A 5,780-nucleotide genomic window follows, 5' to 3' on the forward strand; every position below is an offset into this window, starting at 1 on the left:
GTTTCCTCCCGCGCCCGATAAATTGTCATTACCACCTAGGCCATTGATAGTATCGGCCGCTGTTGTGCCGGTGTAGGTGTCGTTGTTAGCTGTGCCGTTGTAAATTGCCATGCTTGCTCCATATTGTTATTGGTTATGGTCGTTATTTCAGTAGCGGTTTTGCTGGCAAAGTTTACTGTTTCTTAATGTATATTCAAGTTTTTGATTTTAAATGACCTATTTGTTTTAACTAGTTAACATATTTGGTGTGATAAATTTCACAATTTTTAGATACGCTTTGTAGCTTTGTAGCTTTGCAGAGAAAGCGAAATCTTCATAGTTTTGCCTTTGGTCTTTTACTTATCATTTTCGCCTCCTAATTCCGCCCAAAATAGGATGTAGGTTGGTTTGCATGCTTTTCGAAATCTTTATGCCCTTTGTTACTACACCATCGACAATCCAGTTGGCTTGCAAAAAGCGCAACCGAACCTACGCCATTAGCTTTTCCAAAAGCATTTTTATATCGATGCCTAAAGTGCTTTTGGTAATATAATCTTACTCCATTACTTTGGAGGTCATTATGTTAGCGAAATTAACCAGTAAAAACCAACTGACACTGCCAAAATCCGTGGTTATGTCAGTGGGTAAGGCAGATTATTATGAGGTGGCTGTTGAATCGGGGCGTATTGTCCTTACGCCTGTGCGGATTCAACAAGCGGATGCCGTCCGCGCTAAGCTGGAGGCTTTGGGTATTAATGAACAGGATGTGGGTGATGCTATCGAGTGGGCAAGGCAAGGCGATGTATGAGCCAGCGTGTGGTGCTGGATACTAATTTTGTGGTTTCGGCGTTATTGTTTTCCAAGCAAAGCCTGGCTTGGTTACGGCACAGTTGGCAAAATGCCGACATTACGCCATTAGCCAGTAAAGAGACGGTAAGCGAACTGATGCGAGTACTGGCTTATCCAAAATTTAAACTCAGTAAAATTGAACAGGCGTTATTGCTTGCTGATTTTTTGCCTTACACCGAAACCGTTGTTATCGAACAAATCCCCGAAGGTTTGCCCAGTATTCGCGACCCTGACGACCTAAAGTTTTTAGTGCTTGCCGTCGTCGGACAAGCCGAGGTATTGGTGTTAGGCGATGCTGATATTATCGATCTGCAAGCCTGTTCTAATACTCCGCCGATGATGACTTTGGCTGAATATAATAGTTATCTTAAATAACAGCGCTGTCGGTTGAATTTTATGCTTTTCGCAACCCAACTTACGCAACCCCTGTCCGTGTTAAAATCCCCAATGCCAATGGTTTTTCTTGGGAGTTTGAGATGAATGCTGTTTTAAAAATAAGCCTTTACGAGCAATTGTTAGCTTTGCCGGACAATGTTGCCGGAGAGATTTTGAATGGTGAATTGCATGCGGTACCACGTCCATCGGGTCGGCATGGTTTGGCGGAAAGCGTGCTTAACATGCGAATTGGTCCGCCCTTTGGATTTGGGGAAAGTGGCCCTGGCGGTTGGTGGATTATTGTTGAACCTGAGGTGCATTTCATCCGTAACCAAGAAGTTGTTGTACCCGATTTGGCAGGCTGGCGGCGCGAGCGTATGCCCAGCGTGCCGGACGACCATCGTTTTGAAGTGGTGCCGGATTGGGTGTGCGAAATTTTATCGCCGTCAACCGCGAAGAAAGACCGGGTGATAAAGCTGCCGATTTATGCCCGCTATGGCGTGGCGCATGTGTGGATGGTCGATCCGTTGGCGCAAACCTTGGAGGCGTTTGAATTGCAGCAAGGTCGCTGGGTGCTGATTGCCACGTTGAAGGATGATGACGAAGTGGCGGTGCCGCCGTTTGATGCCGCGCCGTTTTCTTTGGCGGATTTGTGGGGTTAAAATCTATTTATGTTATACATTAGTAAAACTTTATTGATCGGGAGAGGCAATTATGGCGCAAGTGGCAATTAGGCAATCCGGCGGGGCAACGATCATCAGTTTGCCTAAAGTCATTTTAAACACACTGCATTTGCAAGTCGGATCTCGCTTGGAACTGACTTTAGAGAACAATAAAATTGTATTAAGCCCGATTCCCCAAGCACTTAGTTTGGAAGCGGTATTGGCGGGCAGCCCCCCATCGGCTTTGGCGTTGACAGAAGAGGATAGGCAATGGCTGGGCGATCCTGCTGTGTAAAGAATCGCTATGAGCTATATCCCTGAACAAGGCGATATTGTTTGGTTAAGTTTTGATCCCAGTAGCGGCAGGGAGATTATCAAACGTCGCCCCGCTTATGTGCTTTCTAGGAAATTGTTTAACGGACATACCGGCTTGGCGTTGGTGGCACCCATTAGCAGCACTGTTCGGGGGATTAAGTTGGAGGTGGTGCTGGATGACGGCTTGGCAACCCAGGGTGCGATTTTGGTGCATCAAGTCAAATCGCTGGATTTTAAGGAACGCGATGCCGTATTGATTGAGCGTGTTTCCCAAGCAACGGTCGATCAAGTCAAAGCCTTGCTTAAAGTGATTATTGAGTAGTTTTAAAGCTTCACCTCGTTTTCTTGGGCTTCGAAGCCTTAGCGTTCCGATTCTTTCTTAGCCACTTTATCGCGCAAATAGCTGGGCATGGCTTCGTCAACCCCGACCGCCTTGCCTTGTTCAAAACCATACGCGCCCAACTTGGCAATGGCGGCGGCTCTGGGTAAGGGGTCGGCGTGGTAGTGGCTGGCGCGTCCGGCTAGTTTTGCCAGTAACACGTCAGCATAAACGCCCCAACCAGAACCCACACCAATACCGCTGAAAGCCGGTATGTCGATTTCAGACGCGGGTGTGACGGCTTCTTGGCCCAGCAATTGCGCGTAGCCGTCGCGGTTACGTTGGTAGACACCCCAGAAAATTTCTGCCATACGGGCATCCATTGCTACAAACGCCGTGTCGCCGCTGTGTTGGTCAAAAAAATCCTGCGCCAAGGCCGCCAACGTAGAAACCGGCACTACCGGCAAATCGGCACCAAAAGCAATGCCTTGGATAATCCCTGTGGCAATGCGCACACCGGTAAATGAACCCGGCCCGCAGCCAAACGCCAAGGCATCCAAGTCTTGTGGTTTTAAACCCGCTTCCGCCAGCAAGTCATCGAGCATCGGCAAAATCAGTTTGGTATGTTGCTGCGGGGCGATGGCAAAACGTTCGCGTATATCGCCGTTTATCAATAAAGCGGCAGAGCAGGCTTCGGTGGCGGTTTCCACTGCCAGTAATTTCATGGTTTGTTCTCTTGTTGGAAAAAAGCTTGCACATCGGCAAGGTCGCGGCTGCGCTTCATGGGCGGTACGCTGTCGAGAAAAATCTGTCCGTACGAGCGTTTCAACAAACGTGGATCGCAGACCATCAGCACGCCACGGTCGGTCACATCGCGGATTAGCCGTCCGATGCCTTGGCGCAAGGCAATCACCGCATTGGGCAATTGGTAATGGAAAAACGGATTGCGGCCTTGCTTGGTCATGGCATCCAAACGCGCTTTCAGCACCGGATCGCCCGGCGACGAGAACGGCAATTTGTCGATAATCACACACGACAAAGCCTCGCCGCGCACGTCCACACCCTCCCAAAAACTCGACGTACCCAACAGCACCGCGTTGCCTTTAGCCTTAAATTGTTCCAGCAACAGGCTTTTGGGCTGGCTGCCTTGGATCAGCAACGGGTAGCTGATTTTGTCTTTTAACAAGCCAGCCGCTTGCTGCAAAGCCCGATGGCTGGTGAACAGAAAAAACGCGCGGCCTTGGCTGGCTTGCAGCACCGGCACGACAAATTCAAGAATCAGCGGGATGAAGTTTTCATCATCGGGTTTCGGCAAACCTCTGGGATGATAAAAAAGCGATTGATTGGCGTAATCGAACGGGCTTTCCCAGCTGGCGCTCTGGGCTTTGCCCAAGCCTAAGTTATTGGCGAAATGGTCAAACCTATTGCCGACGCTGAGGGTTGCCGAGGTAAAAATCCACGTCGATTGATGTTGCTGCATAAACACGCGGAATTCGCCAGCGATGTCCAACGGTGTGCGGCTGAACGTGAAGGTTTTTTTATGCACTTCATACCAGCGTATCCATTTGCCGCTGTTGTCGTCGATCAGGACCGCCAGTTGCTTGTTGAGTTCGTCAGCGCGTTTGAAGCATTGGTCCAAGCCTTTGCTTTTCACCGAAGCCAACAGCAATTGCTCGGTCAGCCGTTGCAATTGTGCTTTAACAGCCTGTAAACCGCCCAATAGGTTTGGGTTTTGTTCAATATCGCGCCACTCGCCGCGTGTCAGCTCCATGCCAAATGCCAGGCGCAAATCTTTGATTTCATGTTCCAAATCTTCGCAAGCCGTGCGTAGGGCAGGGATGTCGGTCGCATCCTTAAAGTATTCAATTAAGGTGTCGCTGGCTAAATCGGTCATCTGCTTGCCGCCAATGTTAATGCCCAAAAAATTGGAGGCGGTGTCCGCCAGCTGATGGGCTTCGTCGATGATAACGGTTTCGACATTGGGCAGCAGCTCGCCAAAACCACTGTCTCGAATCGACCAATCGGCGCATAACAAATGGTGGTTGACCACCAAAATATCGCTTTCTTGTGCCTTCTTACGGGCTTTCACCAAAAAACATTCCGCATAATCCGGGCATTCTTGGCCTAGGCAATTGTCGGCGCTGGACGTGGCCTGATACCAAATCGGGTCGCCTTCGCCCACCTCGGTCATTTCTGATGTGTCGCCGCTTTGGGTGCGCTTCGCCCACGATTTTATTTTTGCCAACGCGGCAGCATCTTCTTTGCTGAAACCCAAGGTTGAGGAGAAGGCGTTTTTCAGCCGGTAATGGCACAGATAGTTGCTGCGGCCTTTTAACAAAGCGGCGGTGAACGGTTTTTTGATGGCTTTGCGGATAATCGGCAAGTCGTTGTTAAACAACTGGTCTTGCAGGTTTTTGGTGCCGGTGGAAATGATGGTTTTGCGCCCCGATAAAATCGCCGGTACCAGATAAGCAAAGGTTTTACCCGTACCCGTACCCGCTTCGGCAATCAGATGCTGTTTATTTTCGATAGCCTCGTGAATGGCGCGGGCCATTTCCACTTGCGCAGCACGCGGCTGGTAGCCCGCAACGGTTTTGGCTAAGCCGCCATCGGGGCTAAAAAAAAGGTCGAGTTCGGTCACGGCAAAGGCTTGGCACAGGGATGCGGCTGACACGCGCGTCAGCCTAGGGGAAGAATAAGCAATCAGCTTGGCTGCCGGTATTTTAACGTATTGTCAGCATTGGAAAGTGAAAAACTTAACAGACTGTTTGGGGTGTTAGGCGTAATGGTCAACAAACGGGGTGGCCTGATGGCTTGGGCTAATGTTCCACTTCGATGGCGTAGGCTACGCATCGCGTACCTTTTTAAAGATAAGCGCAATGGAAAGGTTTTAAAAGGTACGCAATGCATACCCTACAAGGTTGTTAATTATGAAAGACAAGGCTTTGATTTATGAATAGAATGATTAGGAATGTTTGATGCAACAACGCACATTGCCTAACTATCAAGCGCATGATGTAAAAGCAAATTGCAAAAGATGTACGGTGGTTATCCAAAAATATTCTAAGACGATACGGCGGTAATTTTTAATTCAACAGAGGGGATAAACGCATGGCAGTGACAATAACCAACAACACAAAATCATTTCCTGGGCACACTTTGGGTGAATGGCGGAATAGTAGCGCATTCGCCATGATAAAAGCCGACGGCTCGGTGGTAACTTGGGGGTCTAACGCTTACGGCGGCAACAGCAGTGCAGTGGCGGCGCAGCTTAACGGCAT

At 49.2% G+C, this 5,780-nt stretch carries 7 protein-coding genes and 1 pseudogene; 5 read left to right on the top strand and 3 right to left on the bottom strand.

What is annotated here, in order from left to right; translation table 11 throughout:
• Nucleotides 1-111, bottom strand: a pseudogene (locus ACYQ1O_RS16795) (hypothetical protein); the annotation flags it as partial.
• Between the two features lie 448 nt (nucleotides 112-559).
• Here ACYQ1O_RS16795 and ACYQ1O_RS16800 point away from each other — a divergent pair.
• From ACYQ1O_RS16800 to ACYQ1O_RS16820, 5 genes are all read left to right on the top strand, one after another.
• Complete coding sequence (locus ACYQ1O_RS16800; RefSeq protein ID WP_459993420.1) at nucleotides 560-787, top strand: AbrB/MazE/SpoVT family DNA-binding domain-containing protein; 228 nt, start codon at nucleotides 560-562, stop codon at nucleotides 785-787.
• Nucleotides 784-1,203, top strand: coding sequence for a putative toxin-antitoxin system toxin component, PIN family (locus ACYQ1O_RS16805; protein WP_459993423.1), 420 nt, complete (start codon nucleotides 784-786; stop codon nucleotides 1,201-1,203). The genes ACYQ1O_RS16800 and ACYQ1O_RS16805 overlap by 4 nt, the downstream gene beginning before the upstream one ends.
• Nucleotides 1,204-1,304: 101 nt before the next feature.
• The gene (locus tag ACYQ1O_RS16810) at nucleotides 1,305-1,865 is read left to right on the top strand and encodes a Uma2 family endonuclease (protein WP_459993425.1); all 561 of its coding nucleotides are present in this window, start codon (nucleotides 1,305-1,307) and stop codon (nucleotides 1,863-1,865) included.
• Between the two features lie 52 nt (nucleotides 1,866-1,917).
• Nucleotides 1,918-2,160 carry an AbrB/MazE/SpoVT family DNA-binding domain-containing protein gene (locus tag ACYQ1O_RS16815; protein WP_459993427.1) on the top strand — a complete coding sequence of 81 codons (243 nt, stop codon included), beginning with the start codon at nucleotides 1,918-1,920 and terminating at the stop codon, nucleotides 2,158-2,160.
• Between the two features lie 9 nt (nucleotides 2,161-2,169).
• On the top strand, nucleotides 2,170-2,502 hold the full coding sequence (locus ACYQ1O_RS16820; RefSeq protein ID WP_459993429.1) for a type II toxin-antitoxin system PemK/MazF family toxin: 333 nt from the start codon (nucleotides 2,170-2,172) through the stop codon (nucleotides 2,500-2,502).
• Nucleotides 2,503-2,540: 38 nt separating this feature from the next.
• On the opposite strand, the gene tsaB is transcribed toward ACYQ1O_RS16820, so the two are convergent.
• Complete coding sequence (gene tsaB, locus ACYQ1O_RS16825; protein ID WP_459993431.1) at nucleotides 2,541-3,224, bottom strand: tRNA (adenosine(37)-N6)-threonylcarbamoyltransferase complex dimerization subunit type 1 TsaB; 684 nt, start codon at nucleotides 3,222-3,224, stop codon at nucleotides 2,541-2,543.
• Complete coding sequence (yoaA, locus tag ACYQ1O_RS16830) at nucleotides 3,221-5,140, bottom strand: DNA repair helicase YoaA (protein ID WP_459993433.1); 1,920 nt, start codon at nucleotides 5,138-5,140, stop codon at nucleotides 3,221-3,223. Before yoaA ends, tsaB begins: the two co-directional genes overlap by 4 nt.
• Nucleotides 5,141-5,780: the final 640 nt, after the last annotated feature.

Source organism: Methylosoma difficile (genome assembly GCF_054657615.1).

What these genes read in the sequence shown, in the direction of transcription:
- ACYQ1O_RS16815 (WP_459993427.1), top strand. Translation starts at nt 1,918, where the DNA reads ATGGCGCAAGTGGCAATTAGGCAATCCGGCGGGGCAACGATCATCAGT.
- ACYQ1O_RS16805 (WP_459993423.1), top strand. Translation starts at nt 784, where the DNA reads ATGAGCCAGCGTGTGGTGCTGGATACTAATTTTGTGGTTTCGGCGTTA.
- ACYQ1O_RS16820 (WP_459993429.1), top strand. Translation starts at nt 2,170, where the DNA reads ATGAGCTATATCCCTGAACAAGGCGATATTGTTTGGTTAAGTTTTGAT.
- ACYQ1O_RS16810 (WP_459993425.1), top strand. Translation starts at nt 1,305, where the DNA reads ATGAATGCTGTTTTAAAAATAAGCCTTTACGAGCAATTGTTAGCTTTG.
- tsaB (WP_459993431.1), bottom strand. Translation starts at nt 3,224, where the DNA reads ATGAAATTACTGGCAGTGGAAACCGCCACCGAAGCCTGCTCTGCCGCT.
- ACYQ1O_RS16800 (WP_459993420.1), top strand. Translation starts at nt 560, where the DNA reads ATGTTAGCGAAATTAACCAGTAAAAACCAACTGACACTGCCAAAATCC.